At 42.7% G+C, this 20,559-nt stretch carries 18 protein-coding genes; 9 read left to right on the plus strand and 9 right to left on the minus strand.

Annotated features, from left to right (window positions below):
- Positions 1-48 precede the first annotated feature (48 nt).
- The 5 genes from ACTXGH_RS12670 to rdgB all read right to left on the minus strand — a co-directional run bounded on the left by ACTXGH_RS12670 (position 49) and on the right by rdgB (position 6,492).
- Complete coding sequence (locus tag ACTXGH_RS12670; protein WP_439297016.1) at positions 49-1,065, minus strand: SDR family NAD(P)-dependent oxidoreductase; 1,017 nt, start codon at positions 1,063-1,065, stop codon at positions 49-51.
- 295 nt (positions 1,066-1,360) lie between these two features.
- Complete coding sequence (gene clpX / locus ACTXGH_RS12675; RefSeq protein ID WP_439263541.1) at positions 1,361-2,632, minus strand: ATP-dependent protease ATP-binding subunit ClpX; 1,272 nt, start codon at positions 2,630-2,632, stop codon at positions 1,361-1,363.
- 195 nt (positions 2,633-2,827) lie between these two features.
- Positions 2,828-3,439, minus strand: coding sequence for an ATP-dependent Clp endopeptidase proteolytic subunit ClpP (gene clpP, locus ACTXGH_RS12680; RefSeq protein ID WP_439263545.1), 612 nt, complete (start codon positions 3,437-3,439; stop codon positions 2,828-2,830).
- Positions 3,440-4,024: 585 nt separating this feature from the next.
- On the minus strand, positions 4,025-5,368 hold the full coding sequence (tig, locus tag ACTXGH_RS12685) for a trigger factor (protein ID WP_439263539.1): 1,344 nt from the start codon (positions 5,366-5,368) through the stop codon (positions 4,025-4,027).
- Positions 5,369-5,856: 488 nt separating this feature from the next.
- The gene (gene rdgB, locus ACTXGH_RS12690; protein WP_439297015.1) at positions 5,857-6,492 is read right to left on the minus strand and encodes an RdgB/HAM1 family non-canonical purine NTP pyrophosphatase; all 636 of its coding nucleotides are present in this window, start codon (positions 6,490-6,492) and stop codon (positions 5,857-5,859) included.
- Between the two features lie 468 nt (positions 6,493-6,960).
- On the opposite strand from rdgB, the gene ACTXGH_RS12695 reads away from it, so the two are divergent.
- A complete protein-coding gene (locus tag ACTXGH_RS12695) occupies positions 6,961-7,593 on the plus strand; it encodes a superoxide dismutase (RefSeq protein WP_439297014.1) in 633 nt (210 codons plus the stop codon).
- A gap of 111 nt (positions 7,594-7,704) precedes the next feature.
- On the opposite strand, the gene ACTXGH_RS12700 is transcribed toward ACTXGH_RS12695, so the two are convergent.
- Both ACTXGH_RS12700 and ACTXGH_RS12705 read right to left on the minus strand, forming a co-directional pair.
- Positions 7,705-8,523 (minus strand): DUF72 domain-containing protein, encoded by an 819-nt coding sequence (locus ACTXGH_RS12700; RefSeq protein ID WP_439297013.1) that lies wholly within the window; start codon positions 8,521-8,523, stop codon positions 7,705-7,707.
- Between the two features lie 200 nt (positions 8,524-8,723).
- Positions 8,724-9,770: a polyprenyl synthetase family protein gene (locus ACTXGH_RS12705; RefSeq protein WP_439297012.1), complete on the minus strand. Its 1,047-nt coding sequence runs from the start codon at positions 9,768-9,770 to the stop codon at positions 8,724-8,726.
- A gap of 603 nt (positions 9,771-10,373) precedes the next feature.
- On the opposite strand from ACTXGH_RS12705, the gene fadB reads away from it, so the two are divergent.
- The 4 genes from fadB to ACTXGH_RS12725 all read left to right on the plus strand — a co-directional run bounded on the left by fadB (position 10,374) and on the right by ACTXGH_RS12725 (position 15,433).
- The gene (fadB, locus tag ACTXGH_RS12710) at positions 10,374-12,533 is read left to right on the plus strand and encodes a fatty acid oxidation complex subunit alpha FadB (RefSeq protein ID WP_439297011.1); all 2,160 of its coding nucleotides are present in this window, start codon (positions 10,374-10,376) and stop codon (positions 12,531-12,533) included.
- Positions 12,534-12,739: 206 nt separating this feature from the next.
- Positions 12,740-13,912 (plus strand): acetyl-CoA C-acyltransferase FadA, encoded by a 1,173-nt coding sequence (gene fadA, locus ACTXGH_RS12715; protein WP_439263530.1) that lies wholly within the window; start codon positions 12,740-12,742, stop codon positions 13,910-13,912.
- A gap of 251 nt (positions 13,913-14,163) precedes the next feature.
- Positions 14,164-14,739 (plus strand): isochorismatase family protein, encoded by a 576-nt coding sequence (locus ACTXGH_RS12720; RefSeq protein ID WP_439263528.1) that lies wholly within the window; start codon positions 14,164-14,166, stop codon positions 14,737-14,739.
- A 91-nt stretch (positions 14,740-14,830) separates the two neighbouring features.
- A complete protein-coding gene (locus ACTXGH_RS12725; protein ID WP_439297010.1) occupies positions 14,831-15,433 on the plus strand; it encodes a DUF1287 domain-containing protein in 603 nt (200 codons plus the stop codon).
- Positions 15,434-15,560: 127 nt separating this feature from the next.
- On the opposite strand, the gene asd is transcribed toward ACTXGH_RS12725, so the two are convergent.
- Complete coding sequence (asd, locus tag ACTXGH_RS12730) at positions 15,561-16,400, minus strand: archaetidylserine decarboxylase (protein WP_439263524.1); 840 nt, start codon at positions 16,398-16,400, stop codon at positions 15,561-15,563.
- A 118-nt stretch (positions 16,401-16,518) separates the two neighbouring features.
- Here asd and dtd point away from each other — a divergent pair, with 118 nt between their 5' ends.
- From dtd to phoR, 3 genes are all read left to right on the plus strand, one after another.
- Complete coding sequence (gene dtd / locus ACTXGH_RS12735) at positions 16,519-16,971, plus strand: D-aminoacyl-tRNA deacylase (RefSeq protein ID WP_439263522.1); 453 nt, start codon at positions 16,519-16,521, stop codon at positions 16,969-16,971.
- A gap of 129 nt (positions 16,972-17,100) precedes the next feature.
- Positions 17,101-17,805: a phosphate regulon transcriptional regulator PhoB gene (gene phoB / locus ACTXGH_RS12740; RefSeq protein ID WP_439297009.1), complete on the plus strand. Its 705-nt coding sequence runs from the start codon at positions 17,101-17,103 to the stop codon at positions 17,803-17,805.
- A gap of 71 nt (positions 17,806-17,876) precedes the next feature.
- Positions 17,877-18,977, plus strand: coding sequence for a phosphate regulon sensor histidine kinase PhoR (gene phoR / locus ACTXGH_RS12745; RefSeq protein WP_439297008.1), 1,101 nt, complete (start codon positions 17,877-17,879; stop codon positions 18,975-18,977).
- On the opposite strand, the gene ACTXGH_RS12750 is transcribed toward phoR, so the two are convergent.
- Positions 18,974-19,564 (minus strand): M23 family metallopeptidase, encoded by a 591-nt coding sequence (locus ACTXGH_RS12750; protein ID WP_439297007.1) that lies wholly within the window; start codon positions 19,562-19,564, stop codon positions 18,974-18,976. The genes phoR and ACTXGH_RS12750 overlap by 4 nt on opposite strands.
- A gap of 250 nt (positions 19,565-19,814) precedes the next feature.
- Between ACTXGH_RS12750 and ACTXGH_RS12755 the strand changes: the two genes are divergently transcribed.
- Positions 19,815-20,543, plus strand: a complete 729-nt coding sequence (locus ACTXGH_RS12755; protein WP_439297006.1) for a 3'-5' exonuclease — start codon at positions 19,815-19,817, stop codon at positions 20,541-20,543.
- Positions 20,544-20,559: the final 16 nt, after the last annotated feature.

Below are 20,559 nucleotides of genomic sequence, written 5' to 3' on the forward strand. Positions count from 1 at the left end.
TATTTAAATAACTGGGCTTTTCTGCAAATAAAAAGCCAATAAACAAAACTATTTAGCGGTGCTTGGTTTTTTATCACGACGTGGCTTTAGCTTGCGAGAAAGCTTGTTGGCGTCGTTTAACACCTGACTATAACGCGCTGGAAATATCCGTTGTACAGCATCTATCATCTTGGCATCATTGCCAATCAAACAGCGTCGCTGATTGGTCGCCGCCGCCTCTAATATAATCCAAGCAGCTTCATTAGCATCAAATTTCAAAAACTTATTAAAACTTCTGATGGCTTTTGGGCCAGTACGCATGCCAATGTCGTTTATGCTGTCATTACCGCGCGCACTGTTGGCGATATTAGTTTTGATGCCACCTGGATGAATGCAGGTCGCTGACACGCCGCAGCGCTGGATATCTAACTCTTGGCGCAAGCTCTCGGTGAAGCCGCGCACAGCGAATTTACTGGCGTTGTAAGCGGATTGTGACGGCTGAGCGGTCAAGCCAAACAGACTTGAGATATTGACGATATGACCATGCTCATTAAACTTTCGTGACTTATTGTCTGTCTTAGCAGCGCTGCTTTCAGTTTCACTGAGTTTTACGCTATTTTTAATCAATGGCAAAAATGCCTTTGTGCCATAAACCACGCCCCAAAAGTTGATATCCATTACCCATTCAAGCTCGCTAATGCTACTGCCCTCTACGGTAGAGTAGAGTGCCACGCCTGCATTATTGAATATAAAGTTCACTTTGCCATGATTGCTCATGACCTCATCGGCCCAAGCTTCAACCGCTTTATTGTCTGAGACGTCGAGTACTGTAGTAGTCACTTTGACATCGTAACCAACGAGTAAATCCTTGGTTTGTGCCAATTGCTCAGCGTTAATATCTGATAACGCGACATGACAGCCCATTTGCGCTAAATGAATGGCAAGCTCGCGCCCCATGCCAGATCCTGCACCAGTAATCGCGGCGACATGGTTTCGGTAATAAGGGGTGATGTCATGGTCTTGATTAGATGAAAAGGGCAGGTGTTGGCGTAATGAGCTCGCCGTAGCAGTAACGTTATTTAGCATGGTAAACAGTCCTTTGTTATAGTCATTAATGATCAGTATTCTAAACTTAAGATTCAAGATAAACGGCAGCAATTGAAGATAAGGATTAAAATAAAATATCTACATTAGCATGATTTTAATTTTATCTACTTCTCATTAATAGACGCCGCTGTCATTTTTGGTGCAATGAACATTTTGAGGATTCAATGAGAACAAATAAACAAACATAAAAAAAGCGTCTTAGCACGAAATGCTAGACGCTTTTTTGTAGTGATAGCGAATTATTTATAACTAACTATCTTAACTGAACCATAAATTAAGCAATTTTAGGGGTTTTACCATCGTTGATCACATGCTCATCAACCATTACCGTTTTGGCATTTTTCATTGAAGGTAGCTCATACATGGTCTCAAGTAGGGCGTTTTCTACGATAGAGCGCAGACCACGTGCACCTGTCTTACGCTCCATAGCCTTTTTAGCAATGGCATCAAGCGCTTCTTGAGTAAAGCTAATATCAGCGCCTTCCATATCGAACAGATACTTATACTGTTTTACCAGAGCGTTTTTTGGCTCAGTTAGGATCTGTACCAATGCTTCTTCGTCAAGCTCTTCAAGTGCTGCCAACACTGGCAAACGACCGATTAGCTCAGGGATAAGACCAAACTTGATTAAATCCTCTGGCTCGACTTGCTGGAGCAAATCTGAGCTGCGACGGCTGTCATCTTTTGAGCTGACATCGGCGTTAAAACCAATACCGCCTTTTTCCGTACGCTGCTGAATCACTTGATCAAGACCTGCAAATGCACCGCCAACGATAATCAGGATATTGCTGGTGTCTACTTGAATAAGCTCTTGCTGCGGATGCTTACGACCACCGTGTGGCGGAATCGCAGCGACAGTACCTTCGATAAGCTTGAGTAGGGCTTGTTGCACGCCTTCGCCTGATACATCGCGTGTGATAGACGGGTTATCGCCTTTTTTACTGATTTTATCAATCTCATCAATATAGATAATACCTTGCTCAGCCTTGCTCACATCATAGTCAGAAGCTTGCAATAGCTTTTGTACGATGTTTTCAACGTCTTCACCGACATAACCAGCTTCGGTTAAAGTAGTAGCATCAGCCATTGCAAAAGGCACATCTAATAGACGTGCTAAGGTTTGCGCAAGTAAAGTCTTACCAGAGCCAGTTGGACCAATCAGCAAGATATTACTTTTGGCTAGCTCAACCATAGCATCATCAGCACCGATCTTGGCCTTTTTACTGTCATTGGCCAAGGTTTGGCTGACTTTTAGACGCTTATAATGGTTGTAAACAGCGACAGACAATGCTTTTTTGGCAGCATCTTGACCGATGACGTACTCATCAAGCTTGGCACGCAACTCTTTAGGAGTTGGCAGTTTTTTATTGACCCATGAGGTATCAATCTCGCCATCAGAGTCATCAGTTGTGCTATCAGCGATTAGATCTGTACATAGTTCAATACATTCGTTACAGATATTGGCATCGTCAGCGGCAATAAGCTGCTTGACTTCACTTTTAGCTTTACCACAAAACGAGCAATGCGGGTTGTTATTTTCTGCCATATAAAGGCACTCCTAAAATTTAATGCTTGTACCATTTCCAACAACAAACTAACGCTCAATCACTAGTACTGTCTATACTTGCTAAACCTATGTACGTGATGCTAATACTTGATTGCTGCGTTTATTTGAGTGTTGGCAATAGTAATATTAGTTTCATACCACATAGCTATCTATCTAGCTGGGTAGGTGCTGTCTTTATAAAGAATCAGGGCGACGTTCTAATACTTCATCAACCAGACCGTATTCTTTTGCTTCTTTAGCATCTAACCAAAAGTCACGCTCAACGTCTTTTTCGATTTTTTCTACTGGTTGACCAGTACGCTCAGCCAAAATCTCGTTTAAGCGTGCGCGAGTTTTTAGAATTTCACGCGCGTTAATTTCGATATCTGTTGCCTGACCTTGAGCACCACCTGAAGGCTGGTGAATCATTACGCGAGAATTGGCTAGTGCATAGCGCTTGCCTCTTTGACCAGCAGCCAATAGGAAAGAACCCATACTGTAAGCACCGCCCATACAAATAGTCGATACTTCAGGCTTAATGAAATTCATAGTATCAAAAATAGCCAAACCTGCACTGACTGAACCACCTGGTGAATTAATATATAAGTGGATATCTTTATCAGGGTTTTCAGCTTCTAAAAATAGCAGCTGTGCCACGATTAGATTGGCCATGTGGTCTTCAACCTGACCTGTCAAAAAGATCACACGCTCACGGAGCAAGCGCGAGAAGATATCAAAAGAGCGTTCACCGCGTGACGACTGTTCTACAACCATCGGTACCAATGCTGCTTGAGGTGCATTTTGCATGCTTTGCACATCGTTATGTGCACTCATTAACATATCAAAATGAGGGTTGGCGGTGATGCGATCATAATCTGTCATAAAATGTCCTATAAATAAGTGTATAAAATAGAGTTACAAAATGAGCTAAGGGTTTATCGTGCTACAGTCTAATAGTGAGATGCAAAATAGTGTATCAGACAATAATATGTAAGCGTTATTAAGTATTACGCCTTGTTCGATATAAATGCTTTGTAATCATTAGCCATAGTAATTAACAACAACTGACGCCATGATAACTGGTTTAATTATGAGGCTGTATTAATTTTCAGTTAACTTTAATAATAATTAATAGCAGTACCCGATAATTAGACGCCTAAAATAATTGCGTCTCTACGTTTGCGTTTATACAAATCCTAAAAAGTAGCGATTAAACGGACAGCGTGACTCATAATAACAACTTAGATGGTTGTACAAAGAATGATTCCCTATTGATAGGGTGTTTGCGCTCAATTATCAAGGGGCAGCCTCATAAACCACGAATAAAAATGCCCCAACAAACCGTTAGGGCATTCTTGTTACACTCTAGATCAATAGCGTGAGAACGCTAATTTACATAGCTTGTTGCTGTTGTTGCTGAGCCGCTAGTAAGTCTTGGTAGCTAACTTCTTTGTCAGTGACGTTACCTTGATCAATGAGATAATCAACCACTTGGTCTTCTAATACGACAGACTCAATGTTTGCACGTTGCTGTTTATCATTGGTGTAGTACTCGATGACCTCACTTGGGTCTTCATAGTTTTCTGCAGCTTCTTTGATGAAGGTCTCAACGCGCTCTTGATCTACTTCAAGGTTTTGTGTGTCGATAACACGGGCCACGATGATACCAAGACGGGCTGCACGTAACGCTTGCTCTTCAAATAGCTCATTTGGCAGCATGTCTTTATCAAAGCTATCAGCATTAGCGCCAAACTGCTGAGAAAAACGCTGCATCATCATGTTGCGTTGACGTTCGATTTCTTGCTCTAGCATCGCATTTGGTACATCAAATTCGTTCTTTTCTAGTAGCGCATCAAAAGTCGCTTGCTTAACTTGGCTACGCGCTGCGTTTTTGATTTCGCGTTCCATGTTTTTGCGTACGTCTTCTTTTAGCTTGTCAACGCCACCTTCAGTCACGCCAAATAGCTCAAGGAACTCGTCGTCGATTTCAGGTAGTTTTGATTTTTCGACCAATTTTACATTGATTTTGAACTGAGCTTCTTTACCCGCTAGGTTTTCAGCTTGATAGTCTTCTGGGAAAGTTACGTCAATGACTTTTTCTTCGCCAGCTTTCATGCCTTTGATGCCAGCTTCAAAACCTGGGATCATCTGGTTGCTACCGATAACCAATTTAAAGTCCTCAGCTGAGCCACCTTCGAACTTCTCACCATCAATTGAACCTTCAAAGTCGAAAGTCACTTGATTGTCTTTGGCTGCCATGCCTTTTTTCTCGACGAACTCTTGACGCTGCTTTTGCAAGTTTTCGATCATAGTATCGACGTCTTCATCTTTAACAGTCGCGGTATGGCGCTCAACTTCGATCTCATCGATACCTTGGACGTCGACTTCTGGGAAGATTTCAACAGTCGCTTGATAAACTAAGAAGTCGTCTTCTAATTTGACATCATCGATGTTTGGCATGCCAACGGCGCGAATGTCTTCAGATTTGATTGCTTCAAACACGGTATCGCGAATCACATCATTGATCACTTCTTGCTGAATACCAGCACCATACTGTGAACGGATATGAGACATAGGGACGTTACCTTTACGGAAACCGTCAATCTTGGCAGTCTTCGCAACTTGACGAATACGGCCTTCAACTTTGTTTTGAATTTTTTCAACAGGAACTTTCACCGTCAGCTGGGTTTCTTTTTCCGACAGCTTGTTGGTTGTGACTTGTAAATCTGTAGCCATGTTAATTACACCTTTATGATTAAAATAACAGGCAATCGCCCCTCTAGATATATAAGGGTTATGCCGATTGCCATTGGAATGAATAGGGGTACTAAAATACTTATATTTCGATACTGATAAGTCGGTCATCAAATAGTGCAAATAACACCATCTAGTATCCAATATCGATAATCCAAGACCAATCTTCTCTACCAAAAGCGCTGCAATGACTATTGCACTTTCATACGTTAGGCTTTTATAAACATTGTGCTTTTATAAATGGTACAGTCGACCAGAATCTTGTAATAAAATTTTAAAAGTAGAACAGTATAATCTATCTGTTAATTAAAGTAAAAGCTATCTGTCAGGATGGACGGTAAGCAAAAGTACTAATAGACAAAAGCACTAATAAAAAAGCATTAATAAACAAGTACAGAAAGTTAAGACTAAAAACCTATTATCGTAAAAAGAACGAGCGCTATTTATGTCAGTAGCCATTATATAAATAGCTATAACTGCTCTAATAACTGCTGGATAGCTTGCCCGCGGTGGCTGATGCTGTTTTTGTCAGTGGCACTTAAGCTTGCGGCAGTTGCTTGCAGCTTGGGTAACCAAAACAGCGGATCATAACCAAAGCCGCCGTCACCATGCGGCGCCTCCAAGATTTCCCCATGCCATAGACCTTGGGCGATAATCGGCAGCGGGTCATCAGCATGACGTACCATTGCCAGTACGCAGACGAACATACCTTTAATGGGTGTATCTGGCTGCTCATCACGGATAGGAAGCAAGTCAGTGACAAGCTTGGCGTTGTTCTTGACATCGTTGCCATGTTCGCCTGCGTAGCGCGCTGAATAGATACCTGGTGCATTTCCTAAGACTGGCACACATAAGCCTGAGTCATCAGCAATAGCTGGCAGTCCGCTGATTCGGCTGGCATGACGCGCTTTAATAATGGCGTTTTCAACGAAGCTCAAACCATCCTCGATAGCGTCCTCAATCTCTAACTGCCTTTGCGGTACGATAGTAACGTCTAAGTTGGCTTCAGCGAAGAGTCTTTTAAATTCTGCCAGCTTGCCTTTATTATTACTGGCAAGCACCCACTGGTTTTGAGTAGTTTTGGGTAATGGTAAAGCTGGACTCATAAAATATATCCGTCATTGATAGTCATATATGATTAATAGTTATAAAGTTAAAAAACAACATTAGTCCTGCGTCGTAATCTAATGGTTTTATTGTACGCCCGACTCTATAGTTTAATAGAATGTGCACGAAACAAGATACTATCAATAAAGCTTATAACATTCAGTAACTGATATTGTGTGAATGCTTTGCTATAATAGCTGGCAAGCTACAGTGAATTATAGCTTATAGCTTGTGAATTTAGAGTTAATAATAGCTTTTAAGTCAATCACTTGGCTTTTAAGTGAATAACAATGTTTTCGCTAATTTGATTAAATTAGTCTTTAGATTCATCCTGATGGGCACTAGCACATCAAGCAATAACGTTCATTCATTAACAATAAACTCAGCCAATTTAGCTCGGTATTTTGTGGTGTCTTGTTTGATATACACAAAATATGAGTGGCCAAATAAGCAAGGATAAAATAACTATGTCAAATATTAAACTACCAGATCTTCCTTATGCAAAAGACGCACTTGAGCCACATATCAGTGCCGAAACGTTAGAGTATCACCATGATAAGCATCACGCAGCTTATGTGAATAAATTAAAAGACTTGCTACCAGGTTCTGGCCTAGAAGACAAAACGTTGCCAGAGATCATCGAAGCGACTGCGAAAGACGATAGCAAGCAGACTATGTTTAACCAAGCAGCGCAAGTTTGGAACCATACGTTCTACTGGAACTGCATGACGCCAAACAATGGTGGCGGCGAACCTACTGGTGATCTAAAAGGTAAAATCGAAGAAGATTTCGGTAGCTATGATAAGTTCCGTGAAGAGTTCAAAAACGCAGCAACGTCACAGTTTGGTTCAGGTTGGGCATGGCTTGTAACTGATAAAGTCGGTGGCAAACTATCTATTATGAAGACCAGCGATGCTGATAACCCATTGGCTCATGATAAAGTCGCGGTATTGACTTGTGATGTATGGGAGCACGCGTACTACATCGATTATCGTAACCGTCGTCCTGACTATGTCGATACGTTCCTAGACAAGCTAGTGAACTGGGACTACGCAAACGCTAAATACAAAGGTCAAGATGCAGGTGTTGAAGGTAAGTAAGCATTTTTAGACTTGACGAGTAAATAAAAAAAGGACGCTGAGAGGCGTCCTTTTTTTTGGTTTAAAGCATAAAACTATGTGGCGTTAATTGCTTTTCATATGGTTTAAATATCAAAGTACCTCAAATCCAAACTTATCCAAAGCATCCCTAAGCATCGCAATATTATAATAAGCATGAGCCTTAACGGTGTTTTGAAAGAAGATATACAGCGTATCAAAATGCTGACGCTGATTGGCAATGGCTTGCGCCCAGTCCTGCATCTCAGACTCAGAGTAGCGATAATCATGGCGGTCGGCGGCACTCATGGCATCCCACCAGTTTAAATTATTGCCATGCATCCGCAGGTAGCCAGTGCGCTCGGTAAATATCAGCCGTGACGGCGGTAATCCGCTGACTTTGGGATAATCGACGCTACACCAAATCAGACCTTGTTCTTTAAAGCTATCGACCACTTGCGGGGTGTGCCATGCGTTATGACGAAACTCGACTGCTAGTGGATAATCTTGAAACCAGCTAACAAGATTGGCTAGATAAAGCCGATGCTCGCGAGTACGATCAAATCCATGCGGGAATTGAAGTAATAGAGGCGCAAGAGCATCAGCTTCGATTAGCGGCGTCAAGGCATTAAGAAAAGATTGTGCGTGCTCCGCTGTGCCTTTACGGGCATGAGTAAAGTCTTGATGCAGCTTGACGGCAAACTTTAACTGACTGTCTGCTTGCACGTACGCTTTATTGACCATCCCAGCAAAAGCTTTTTGGCCAATAGGTGCATAAAAAGTGCTGTTAATCTCTACCGCACCGTATTGCTTGGCATACTCCCGTAAGAAGTCAGCCTTCTTAGTGCCTGTTGGATACAACGTACCTAATAAGTCAGTATCGCTATAGCCGCCAGTGCCAAGGTAAATACGCGGAATAGGGGTACTTTCCATGTTGACCACTCTTTGCTGTTTTTGATGATTAAAGTTTTAACGGAGTTTTTAATCTATAGTCAAGATCAAATAAAACAGATACATGGTTTTATGACGTGTGACTGGTATAAATTTTCCTTGTTTGCTGTGCCTACGCCGACAGAGGCTGCAAAAAATTCATACCAGTCACGCTATATCGTTTCTATATTGAGTTGACTGTATTATTTTTTACGCGACCATAACCATTCTATCAATGCTAATAATGCATTATCATCTGCATCACCACCAAGCTCGCGAGTGATAGCGGCTTGTCCATTATTAAATAATGATTGGGCGTAGTCTTTGGCAGCGCTCACGCCCATTAATTTGACATAGGTAGATTTGTCTAGTTTTTCATCGCTACCAGCGGGTTTGCCTAAGGCGTCGGTGGTTGTAGTGACGTCCAAGATATCATCTTGCACTTGAAAGGCCAGTCCAATATGCTGCGCGCATTCTTGTAATGCCATACGCTGCAAAGCCGTTGCTCCAGCACAAATTCCACCCATTAGCATTGCCGCTTCGATCAGCGCGCCAGTTTTGTCGCGGTGAATGGCTTCTAGTTCTTCTTGAGAAATATTAGTACGCGCTTCAGCATTCAGATCCAGCATTTGACCTGAGACCATGCGGCGAGCGCGCGGTGCAAACACGGCCAATAGCTGGCTTGCAATGTCTGAATCAAAAGGCGCGAAGGTAGGCAGCTCTGCGGTTAAAACCTCAAAGGCCAAAGTTTGCAATACATCACCCGCCAGTAGTGCCGTCGCTTCGTCAAACACAATGTGACAAGTTGGCTGGCCTCGGCGCAGCTCATCGTCATCCATGCATGGCAAGTCATCATGGACCAATGAATACGTATGCAATAGCTCTACAGCCAATGCAGCGCGGCGACACATGTCATAATCTGAGTCGTTTTCTAGCAGTGATTGTAAGTCAGCGATTTTTACGTGATCTGTTAAATTTGAGATGTCAAATAAATCATCTGTCTCAATATCTGCTTCACCATCTACATTTATACTGGCATCAATACTGACAAAACTACTGGCCACTAATAAAGGTCGTACCAATTTGCCTTGTCCAGTCATCACATAACGACATGCGTCATCAAGCGGACTTGGTAAGTTTGCATAAGCAAATAATACGTCAATATCTTGCGCTAACTGTGCGCGTAATGTGCTATAAAAGTGCTCAAAATTGGTAAAAGGAACAAAACGAGGCGCAGTAGAAACAGACATAACTCAACCAACCACCATATAAATAAAAATAGAGAATACGTGAATAAAAATAGATAACAAGCCAGTGTAACATGATAGCTGATATGGCTTATGCGTATATGCTAAGCGCTGTTTTATTTTGGTTACGTATTGGTGATTTAACTTATAGGTTGAATGTGTTTTGATGAAGTAATCACACGTCTTGGTACTGTTGCTCAATCAAATAGATGGTATTTAGAATTCACAAACTAATACGCATATAAAAAAACTAGTGACAAGGTATAAAGTACAAGGTAGATGTCAGTGATTGGTTGACGAGTTTGGATGTTATCAATTAATGTTAATAGTGACTTGTGAGTCTGATATTAGCTTGTGACAGTTGGGGGCATAATCCCCTACACTAAATGACGTCAAAACAGTATAACCAAGCGCCATATCAATGAGCGCAAAATAATAAACACATCATCACTGTCTTTTATCAGTCGTTGGGTTGTAGACTTATAAATTGACAGTAATTTTATTCGTTTTATTTACAACCATTAGCTAGTTATTTTCATTCTAAAACGTAGCTTTTATAATTTGATCTTTATTACATAGCTTTTATTACATAGCAAGGAGTTTCAAATGGTATATCAAGGAAATCGCATCACGGTGACAATGCTAGAGGATGGCATCGCCAACATGCAATACAACGCCGAAAATGAGAGCGTGAACAAGTTCGATGCCGAAACCAATAAGCAGTTTACTGAAGCGGTCAGTGCACTTGAAAAGTCTGATGACGTCAAAGGTTTAATCGTCACTTCAAGCAAAGGCGTCTTTATCGCTGGTGCTGACATCACTGAATTCGTCGGCTCATTTAAGAAGCCAGAAAGTGAGATTAAAGAGTGGGTCGTTGGTATTAACGATACTTTTAATCGCTTTGAAGACTTACCGTTCCCGAAAGTAGCTGCTATCAATGGCGCGGCGCTTGGCGGTGGTTGTGAGATGACCTTAGTTTGCGAATATCGCGTCATGAGTGACAAAGCGATTATCGGTCTACCAGAAACTCAATTGGGTATCTTCCCAGGTTTTGGTGGTACGGTTCGTAGTACACGTGTAATCGGTATTGATAACGCGCTTGAGCTCATCGCGACTGGTAAGCCCCAAAAAGCGTTGGATGCCTTAAAGCTAGGCTTGGTTGATGCGACCGTACCTGCTGATGACTTACAAGATGCGGCAATTGACCTAGTCAAAAAATGTATCTCAGGTGAGCTTGATTGGCAAGCGAAGCGTGAAGAGAAGCTTGAGCCTGTTAAATTAAATCAGCTTGAACAAGCGATGGCGTTTAACAGCGCAAAAGGTATGATCTTTGCCAAAGCTAATCCTAAGCAGTACCCAGCGCCTGCGCTTGCTATTGAAGCGATTGAAAAGCATGTAAATCTGCCACGTGATAAAGCAATTGAAGTGGAAGCGACTTATTTCGCTAAAGCGGCGAAAACGCCACAAGCAGAAAGCTTGGTTGGTCTATTCTTAAATGATCAATTGGTTAAAAAATTAGCGAAGCAGCACAGCAAGCAAGCACATGATATCAATGAAGCGGCTGTATTGGGTGCTGGTATCATGGGCGGCGGTATCGCTTATCAGGCAGCGAGCAAGGGCTTGCCAATTATTATGAAAGATATCAAGTCTGAGCAATTAGATCTTGGTATGGGCGAAGCCAGCAAGCTATTAGGCAAGATGGTTGATCGCGGTAAAATGACCCCAGCGAAAATGGGTGAAACCTTGAGCCGTATTCGTCCAACCCTTAACTATGGTGACTTTGCTGAAACTGACATCGTTATCGAAGCGGTAGTAGAGAATCCGAACGTCAAGCGTGCGGTACTAAAAGAAGTAGAGGGTCTAGTAAAAGACGATTGTATCCTAGCGTCAAACACCTCGACTATCTCTATTACTTTCTTAGCCGAAGCACTTGAGCGTCCTGAAAACTTCGTCGGTATGCATTTCTTTAACCCAGTAAACCGTATGCCATTAGTAGAAGTTATCCGCGGCGAGAAGTCATCTGAAGAAGCGATTTCGACCACTGTCGCGCTAGCTTCAAAAATGGGTAAAGTGCCAGTTGTGGTAAATGACTGCCCAGGTTTCTTAGTGAACCGCGTATTGTTCCCATACTTTGGTGCGTTTGATTTATTGCTTAAGCAAGGTGCTGACTTTGTCCATGTTGATAAAGTCATGGAGAAATTTGGCTGGCCAATGGGTCCTGCTTACTTAATTGATGTGGTCGGTCTAGACACTGGTGTGCACGGCGCAGAAGTCATGGCGGAAGGCTTCCCTGACCGTATGAAGCCTGATTATAAGGGCGCGATTCAGCATCTGTATGACAATGAGCGTCTAGGTCAAAAGAACGGTGTTGGTTTCTATAAGTACGAAACAGACAAGCGCGGTAAGCCAAAGAAAGTCGCTGACGACGCCACTTACGAGCTGTTAAAAACCACCACAGATAGCGACACGCAAGCGTTTGATGATCAAACCATCATCGACCGCACCATGCTGGCTTTCTGTAATGAGACCGTCCGCTGCCTAGAAGACAACATCGTCAGCACGCCAAGTGAGGCTGATATGGCGATGATCATGGGTGTTGGTTTCCCGCCGTTCCGCGGTGGTCCTTGCCGTTATATCGACCAAATGGGTCTAGATAACTACTTGGCACTGTGTGAAAAGTACGCACACCTTGGCAAAGCCTATGAAGCCCCGCAAAAGATTCGCGACATGGCAGCTGCAGGTGAGACTTTTTACGCCACAGCGTAACGAGCATACCGTATAAGGATAAGTGGGGTGCGTTTGCAAGTATCGCTGATAGCAATGGCTATATCGAGAAAGTGAACAGCAAGCGTACCGTTTTGTTCGGTTCAATTTGTTTCTAGCCCTAAAAAGTTAGGTATACAAGTACATATCGTATCTAGTATCAAAGCGAACTGATAACACTGACAATAAAAATTGAAAAGGAAGATAGTATGACAACTTTAAGTCCAAAAGATGTGGTCATCGTAGACGGTGTACGCTCAGCCATGGGAAAATCTAAAAACGGTATGTTTCGCCATGTTCGCGCTGATAACATCTCAGCGGAATTGGTCCGTGCTTTGGTAGAGCGTAACGATTTCGATACCAACGATGTCGAAGATATTATTTGGGGCTGTGTCAACCAGACGCTTGAGCAAGGTCTGAACATCGGTCGTAATATTGGTCTGCTGGCTGGTATTCCAAAGACCGCTGGCGGTCAAACGGTCAACCGTCTATGCGGCTCTTCTATGCAGGCGCTACATACGGCAGCGGCGCAAATTATGACCAACCAAGGTGATGTATTTATCATTGGTGGCGTTGAGCACATGGGTCACGTTGGTATGATGCATGGCGTGGATCTAAACCCAGCAGCCTCTAAGCATTATGCAAAAGCCTCAAACATGATGGGTTTGACAGCTGAAATGCTTGGTCGTATGAATAACATTACCCGTGAAGAGCAAGACGCCTTCGGTCTTGAGTCACATCGCCGTGCATGGGCTGCGACTACTGAAGGTCGTTTTGACAATGAAATCATCGGTATCGAAGGTCATGATGCCGCTGGTCGTCTGCAACTATGTACTGTTGATGAAGTGATTCGTCCAGATGCGACAATGGAGCAAATGCAAAAGCTACGTCCAGCCTTTGATCCTAAAGGCGGTACAGTGACTGCTGCTACTTCATCTGCCCTATCTGACGGTGCGTCAGCAATGCTAGTAATGAGCGCACAAAAAGCTAAAGATTTAGGTCTTAAGCCTCGTGCTCGTATTCGCAGCATGGCTGTTGCTGGTTGTGATGCCGCTATCATGGGTTATGGCCCTGTACCTGCCACGAACAAAGCACTTAAGCGCGCTGGTATGAGCATCGATGATATGCAAACCATCGAGCTAAACGAAGCCTTTGCAGCGCAAGGCTTGTCAGTACTTAAAGCCTTGAACTTGACTGACAAGCAAGACATCGTCAACATCAATGGCGGTGCCATTGCTCTAGGTCATCCACTAGGCTGTTCGGGTGCTCGTATCACGGTTACCTTATTAAACGCTATGGAGCAGTCTGACACTGAGCTTGGCCTTGCAACCATGTGTATCGGTCTAGGTCAAGGTATCGCGACCGTGATTGAGCGTGTTTAAGATTTTGAAATAGCAGTCGTTTTGTAAAATTTAAATATGCTAACCCAAGCCTTCGGTTAAATAACTGGAGGCTTGTTTGTGTGTAAACAATCAAAAACCATCTATGACATAACGTTCATAAGTTGTTAATAAAGATTATGTTTATTGACGCACCGGACGAAATATGACTAAATGAGCGTATATCAAATAACAACAAATCAATCATTTAGTCTGTAGCGATGTGCTACAAACGTACAAGGAGTGTACTCAATATGGCCACTATGATTACCGATCGTACTTATCGCATCGCTCGTGAAAACACGCAAGCAATGCTTATCGATGTGCAAGAGCGCCTAACGCCGCACATTTATGATCACGAAAACATCGTCAAAAAAATAACAACGTTGATAAAAGGTCTACAGGCCCTTGATATCCCTATTATGCTTAATGAGCAATATAAAAAAGGTCTCGGTGATACGTTACCTGAAGTTTTTGAGCTATTAGAAGGTGATAATGCTAAAAGTTTTGAAAAAGTTACATTTAGCGCTTGCGACAACGATGATTCATGGCATTATTTGGCGCAGCAAAACCGTAGTATCGTTCTACTATTTGGCGTTGAGACGCATGTGTGTGTCATGCAAACGGCGTTAGATTTACTGGATAATGGCATGCAACCAGTCATCGTTGGTGATGCGGTAGGATCACGCTTTCCATATGATAAAAAACAAGCCATACGGCGTATTCGCCGCGCAGGTGGGGTAATTACTACGGTTGAGACCATATTGTTTGAGCTATGTCGCACAAGTCGCGACCCTGCATTTAAGACTATTAGTAATCTGATTAAGTAGTCAATTATCGTTAAAGGTAGTTATTAAACAATCTAGATAATGAAGTGCCTAGTCAGATTTTATTAAAAATAGACAATATAAGGCATAAAAGATGAATAGGGTAAAGCAGTACGGTTTTAAACCGCTCTTAGCAGTTGTATTTTTAATAATGATGATACAACCAGTGATGGCTGCCAGTCCTAACAGCAGTGGTAGCAAGCTGGCAGCAGATGCCAAAAAACAAATCGGCGTGACAGTCAATTATGACGCCACTTATCAAAAACTGGACTTTCCACGTGGTGATGTACCGATGAAAACGGGGAGAAGTACCGATGTCATCGTACGTGCTTATCGTTTGCAAAATATAGATTTACAGCAGCTGGTCAATCACGACATGAAGTCAAATTGGTCAGAATATCCAAAGAATTGGGGATTAAAGTCACCGGATAACAATATTGATCATCGCCGAGTGGCCAATCTTGAAGTGTTTTTTGAGCGTCATGGAAAATCACTATCTGTCACTGATAAAGACAGTTTTAAGACAGGGGATATCGTGACGTGGCGACTGCCAAAAGACAATGTGCCGCATATTGGTATCGTCTCAAACAAAAAGACTGCCGATGGAACGCCGCTTATTATTCACAATATTGGAGATGGTACGCAAGAAGAGAATATCCTTTTCACCTATCCTATTGTCAAACATTTTCGTTACTAAAACATTTGGTACAGATGATATGAAGTTATTCATAGTGTAAACGATGGATAATGCGGCGCAAAACAAAACCCAGCCAATAGTGTCATGAGTGTCATGCTATTGACTGGGTTTTTTATTGGGGTTTTATTTATTTTCCCGTATGGGCAGCCCCTAGTAATTGACCCATTTGTACCACGCTGTTCGCCATTATATTATCTTGCCAGTCAGCTTTTGCAGCTTTAGGCAATATAACAATGGCGGTTGACCCCAGATAAAAGCGCCCAAGCTCATCACCTTGAGCCAACACCATACTATGCTCAGCTTCTTGAATATCGTCGGTACGGGTAATTTTTCCTGTCGCTACCGTCTCAATACCGGCGACAATCATAGCGCCAACCATCACGACTGCTGCTTTGCCGTATTCGGTATCAAACATACAAACCAAACGCTCGTTACGGGCAAATAAGTCGGGCACGTTAGCAGCAGTGGTATTATTGACTGAAAATAATGTACCTGGCACATAGCGAGTTTTGGTCAAGGTACCTGTAAAAGGCATGTGCACACGGTGATAGTTGCTGGGCGCTAGATAAACAGTAGCAAAACTACCATCAGCGAAGTAACTACCATCATCACTATCAGCAAGTAGCTGTCCGATGTCGTAGTAACGCCCTTTAGCCTGAAGTAGCTTATGATCGTTAATTTGACCAAGCTGCGAGACAATACCGTCAGCAGGGCTTACAATGCCATGGACGGTAGTATCGATAGCACGAGCATCATCTTTGAGTTCACGGGTAAAAAAATCGTTAAAGCTCTCGTAAGCATTTAAGCTTTGACGTTCGTATTCATCCAACTTTACATCATATGCTTTTGCAAAGCTGCGAATAAAAGCACGTTTAACCATTGGATGACGGCTAGCCGCCAAACGTCCAGCAACTTTACTAAGTTTTTGCTGCGGTACAAACTGCTGAATGGTGGTAAATAAAGTCATAAAGGGTTACCAAAGTAGTTGTTAAAATAAGAAAATAAAAGTTAGAAATAATAAATATTTATATTTTACCATGGTCAGTACTCAATCGTATGACCATAATTGTTTAAGGAAGCAGTTTATGAAAGCTCTAATTCAGCGGGTAAACCGTGCTAGTGTTATAGTTGATGAATGTTGTATAGGCTCAATTGAACATGGGCTCTTGGCATATATTGGCTTAGGACCCGATGATGACTTACAACAGGCAAAACGTATGATCGATAAGATTGTCACTTATCGTGTTTTTGAAAATACAGCTGATCCAGCTAAACTTGGCAAACTGGATAAAAATGTACAACAGGTAGGTGGCGGATTATTACTGGTATCACAATTTACCTTGATGGCCAAAACAGACAAAGGACGACGCCCTGACTTTGGCGGTGCGATGCCGCCCGAGGCTGCAAAAGTATTGTTTGAGCAATTAGTCGCTTATGCAAAGACTCAGCATCCCAACGTTGCAACGGGACAGTTTGGAGCTGATATGCAAATCGATAGCGTCAATGATGGGCCTCTAAACTTTTTGTTAGAAGTTTAAAGAGCGAATGTCATCAAACTGTCATAATTAACGCGTTTAATAGACGGTCATTAACGAGTGTTTACCGTCTTTTTTAGCTTAAATTTCCCTCTTATATAATTATTCAGCGCTTAACAATAAGGTTGTCCTATGCATAATGAGCAAATTTTGATTGTCGAAGATGAGCCTGCGATTCGTGAAATGGTGGTGATGACATTGGAGATGGCTGGATTTGACAGCTTGCAAGCGGCTGATGTGTCAGAGGCGCATCAACAAGTGGTTGATCATCGTCCTGCGCTCATATTATTAGATTGGATGTTACCTGGAGATAAAAGTGGTATTGATTTTTGTCGTATGCTTAAAAGCGATGAGCTGCTTGCTGAGATACCAGTCATTATGCTGACGGCCAAAAGTGAAGAGGACAGTAAAGTTCATGGGCTTGATGCTGGTGCTGATGATTACATGACCAAGCCTTTTTCAACACGAGAGCTAATCTCAAGGATTAAAGCGGTATTGCGTCGTAGTAGTGCGCTGAGTGCTGATAAGCCCATCGAGATAGGTAAGCTGAGCCTAGATCCTAAAAGCCAACGCGTTACGGCTAATGATAAGGTTGTGGATATCGGACCGACAGAATATAGGCTATTGGCGTTTTTTATGAGTCATCCGGAGCGTGCTTATACGCGCACACAACTGCTTGATCAGGTATGGGGCGGCAATGTTTATATCGAAGATCGGACGATCGATGTGCATATCAGGCGTTTGCGTAAATTATTAAAACCCCACGACTGCGATACTTTAATCCAAACGGTTCGTGGTACTGGCTATCGGTTTTCGAGTCTCATTGAACCAGTATGAGCCAGTTCTAAACAGAACGACATATGAATGACAATGTAACGCAGTAGATAGTCGTAAGGGTAATGAATGATATGATAATGCCTATAGAAAACGAGCAACAAAACGAGCCAGAACAGCACCCGCAAGATCAAGCAACCCAGCAAGAAGTGATGGGTCAGCTCAAAAAAATAAGAAGCTCATTACGCGCTCTACAAGACGCCGTAATATTGCTCAATGATGATGATAGTCTAGAGTGGTGGAATCAAGCTGCTGAGGATTTGCTATTGTTACAAGTAGCGGATAAAGGTAGGAGTATTTTTGATTTTATCAATGTGCCTGAGTTTCGCCAGTACTATCAAGTCATGACGACACCCAACGATGGTGTGCATATGGCATCTTGGCGAGATCCTAAGCGTTATTTGAAATGTGAGCTCACCCCTTTTGGGGACGAAAAACTATTAATCATCTATGATGTGACTCGCCTGCATCATTTGGAACAAATGCGCCGCGACTTTGTGGCAAATGTCTCACATGAGCTTAGAACACCATTGACAGTCCTCATGGGTTATCTCGAAAACTTTTCAGATCAGCCAGACATGCCGCCGCATTGGCAGCGTGGGTTTGAGCTGATGACCCAGCAGACAGCGCGTATGAATAGAATCGTCAATGATTTATTACTGTTGTCTCGGATTGAGATTGAAGAGACGCATGAGTTTCATTATATTAATATGACCAAACTGCTTACCCATATCTATGATGACGCGCAGGCCTATAACCAAGAATATAATCATAGCATTCACTTGCAGATAGACACCTACGATGGGTTGTACGGGTCAGAGATGTACTTAAATAGTGCCTTATCCAACTTGGTTATTAATGCTATTAAATATACGCCAAAAGGTGGCAATATTACAATCAGTTGGGCGAAGACCTCTGAAGGCTGTCGCTTTGCTGTTGAAGATGATGGTATCGGTATTGCGCCGCAACATATCACGCGGTTGACTGAGCGTTTTTATCGTATCGACAGTGGTCGTAGCCGTGCTACGGGCGGTACTGGGTTAGGTCTAGCAATTGTCAAACATGTCTTGTATCAATACGATGTAAACTTACAAATTGAGTCAACAGAAGGCGTAGGGTCGACGTTTAGTGCGCTGTTCCCCACCAATCATGTACGATCTGAGCCTATGCTTTAGTCTTTTTGTAAAAGTGGGTAAGGATTGACAGCACTGCCGCTGATATAAATACCATAATGTACATGTGGCGGTGTACCTTTGGCATTACCACTATCACCAACATAGCCAATGATATCACCAGCATCTACCCAGTCGTTGGGAGTTATATCAGCATAATCTTCTAGGTGTGCATAATAATGTCCTGCACCGCCAGGACCTACGATCACCACCACACGTCCGCCTAATGTATTTTCGCCAACCTTACTGACAATGCCTTGCGTCGTTGACTGTACTGGTGTGCCGCGCGGTGCAAAGATATCGATGCCTTCATGTGTGCGACCTTGACTACGAGCAGCGCCCCAAGTATCGGTCAGGTGCTGATCTGGTAGTGGACTTGGCAGGCTATCTTCTGTTGGCAACTCTTGTTGTAGCAGACTCAACTGTTGCCATTTTGCGACGACAAAGGACTGTGTTTGTTGACTGATACTTGGGAGAAGTTTGTCGAATACAAATAATAAGGCCAATAGCACAGCAGCTTTGATTAACACACTCAGCATACGGCGCAAACGTGCAGGCTTTGGTTGCTGGTTTTTTTGATCTACTGGCATCGACATCTCTTATTGTGTTTTGTGGTTTACTCTAAATCGTGTTGGACATTTACAAAGGTCGAGTGTACAACACACCTTAATATTATAGATGCCTTGTTCTTTAATGTTTGTATGTCATTGTTATATGACGCTTTTATCCCCATAAAGACTGAGCATGCATATGACAATACTATAGTTAGTATAGAAAAAAATCGATACTTTTATAAGAATTTACTACTGGCATAGATTTTATAGTGAATTGGCTAGATTCTTGACTGACTCTTTTGGGACTAATACTGATGACTGGTTTTTTATGACTGATACTGCGCTTGTTATTGATACTGAAACCGACCAAGGTCGAGATCCACGACCTATCCAAGTTGCAACCATTAATGTGGCCAGTGGGTTTGAGTGGATGAAATACTTTAACAGTGGCCGTCCTATATCACCAATTGTGATCAAAGTTCATGGCATTACCGATGATGATGTCGCTGGACTTGAGCGTTTTGAATTGGATGAATTTGACTTGCCGCAGTATCTGATTGGCCATAACGTACGCTTTGATTGGCGAGTGATCGGTAGGCCGTCTGCTAAGCTGATTTGTACCGTGCGACTGGCGCGCGTCGCTTTTCCAGAATGGCGCTATTATGGGCAGTCCAAATGTATTGAGCAGTTATTGGGACAAGAGGAAGCCAGCAAAATGACCATTGCTGCACATGATGCACTAGGTGATGCGCGCATGTGTTATTTGCTTTACCAAGCTTGCTGTGAGCGCCTACAAATCAAGCCCATAGATTTTGAGACAGCGCACAAGATTTCGAACACCGCCAACCCAGTCGCGAAGATGCCATTTGGTAAGTATAAAGGCAAGCTTATTAAAGAAGTACCTATTGGTTACGTTAAGTGGATGCTAGGCAACATTCATAACATGACACCGTCATTGCATTCTGCTTTGACTAAGCGCCTCAGGGCAGAAGAGGCTAATAGCATCAACAAATAAATAAGCGGTTTGAATA

The organism is Psychrobacter sp. 1Y10 (assembly GCF_052259005.1).
GTDB lineage: Bacteria > Pseudomonadota > Gammaproteobacteria > Pseudomonadales > Moraxellaceae > Psychrobacter > Psychrobacter saeujeotis.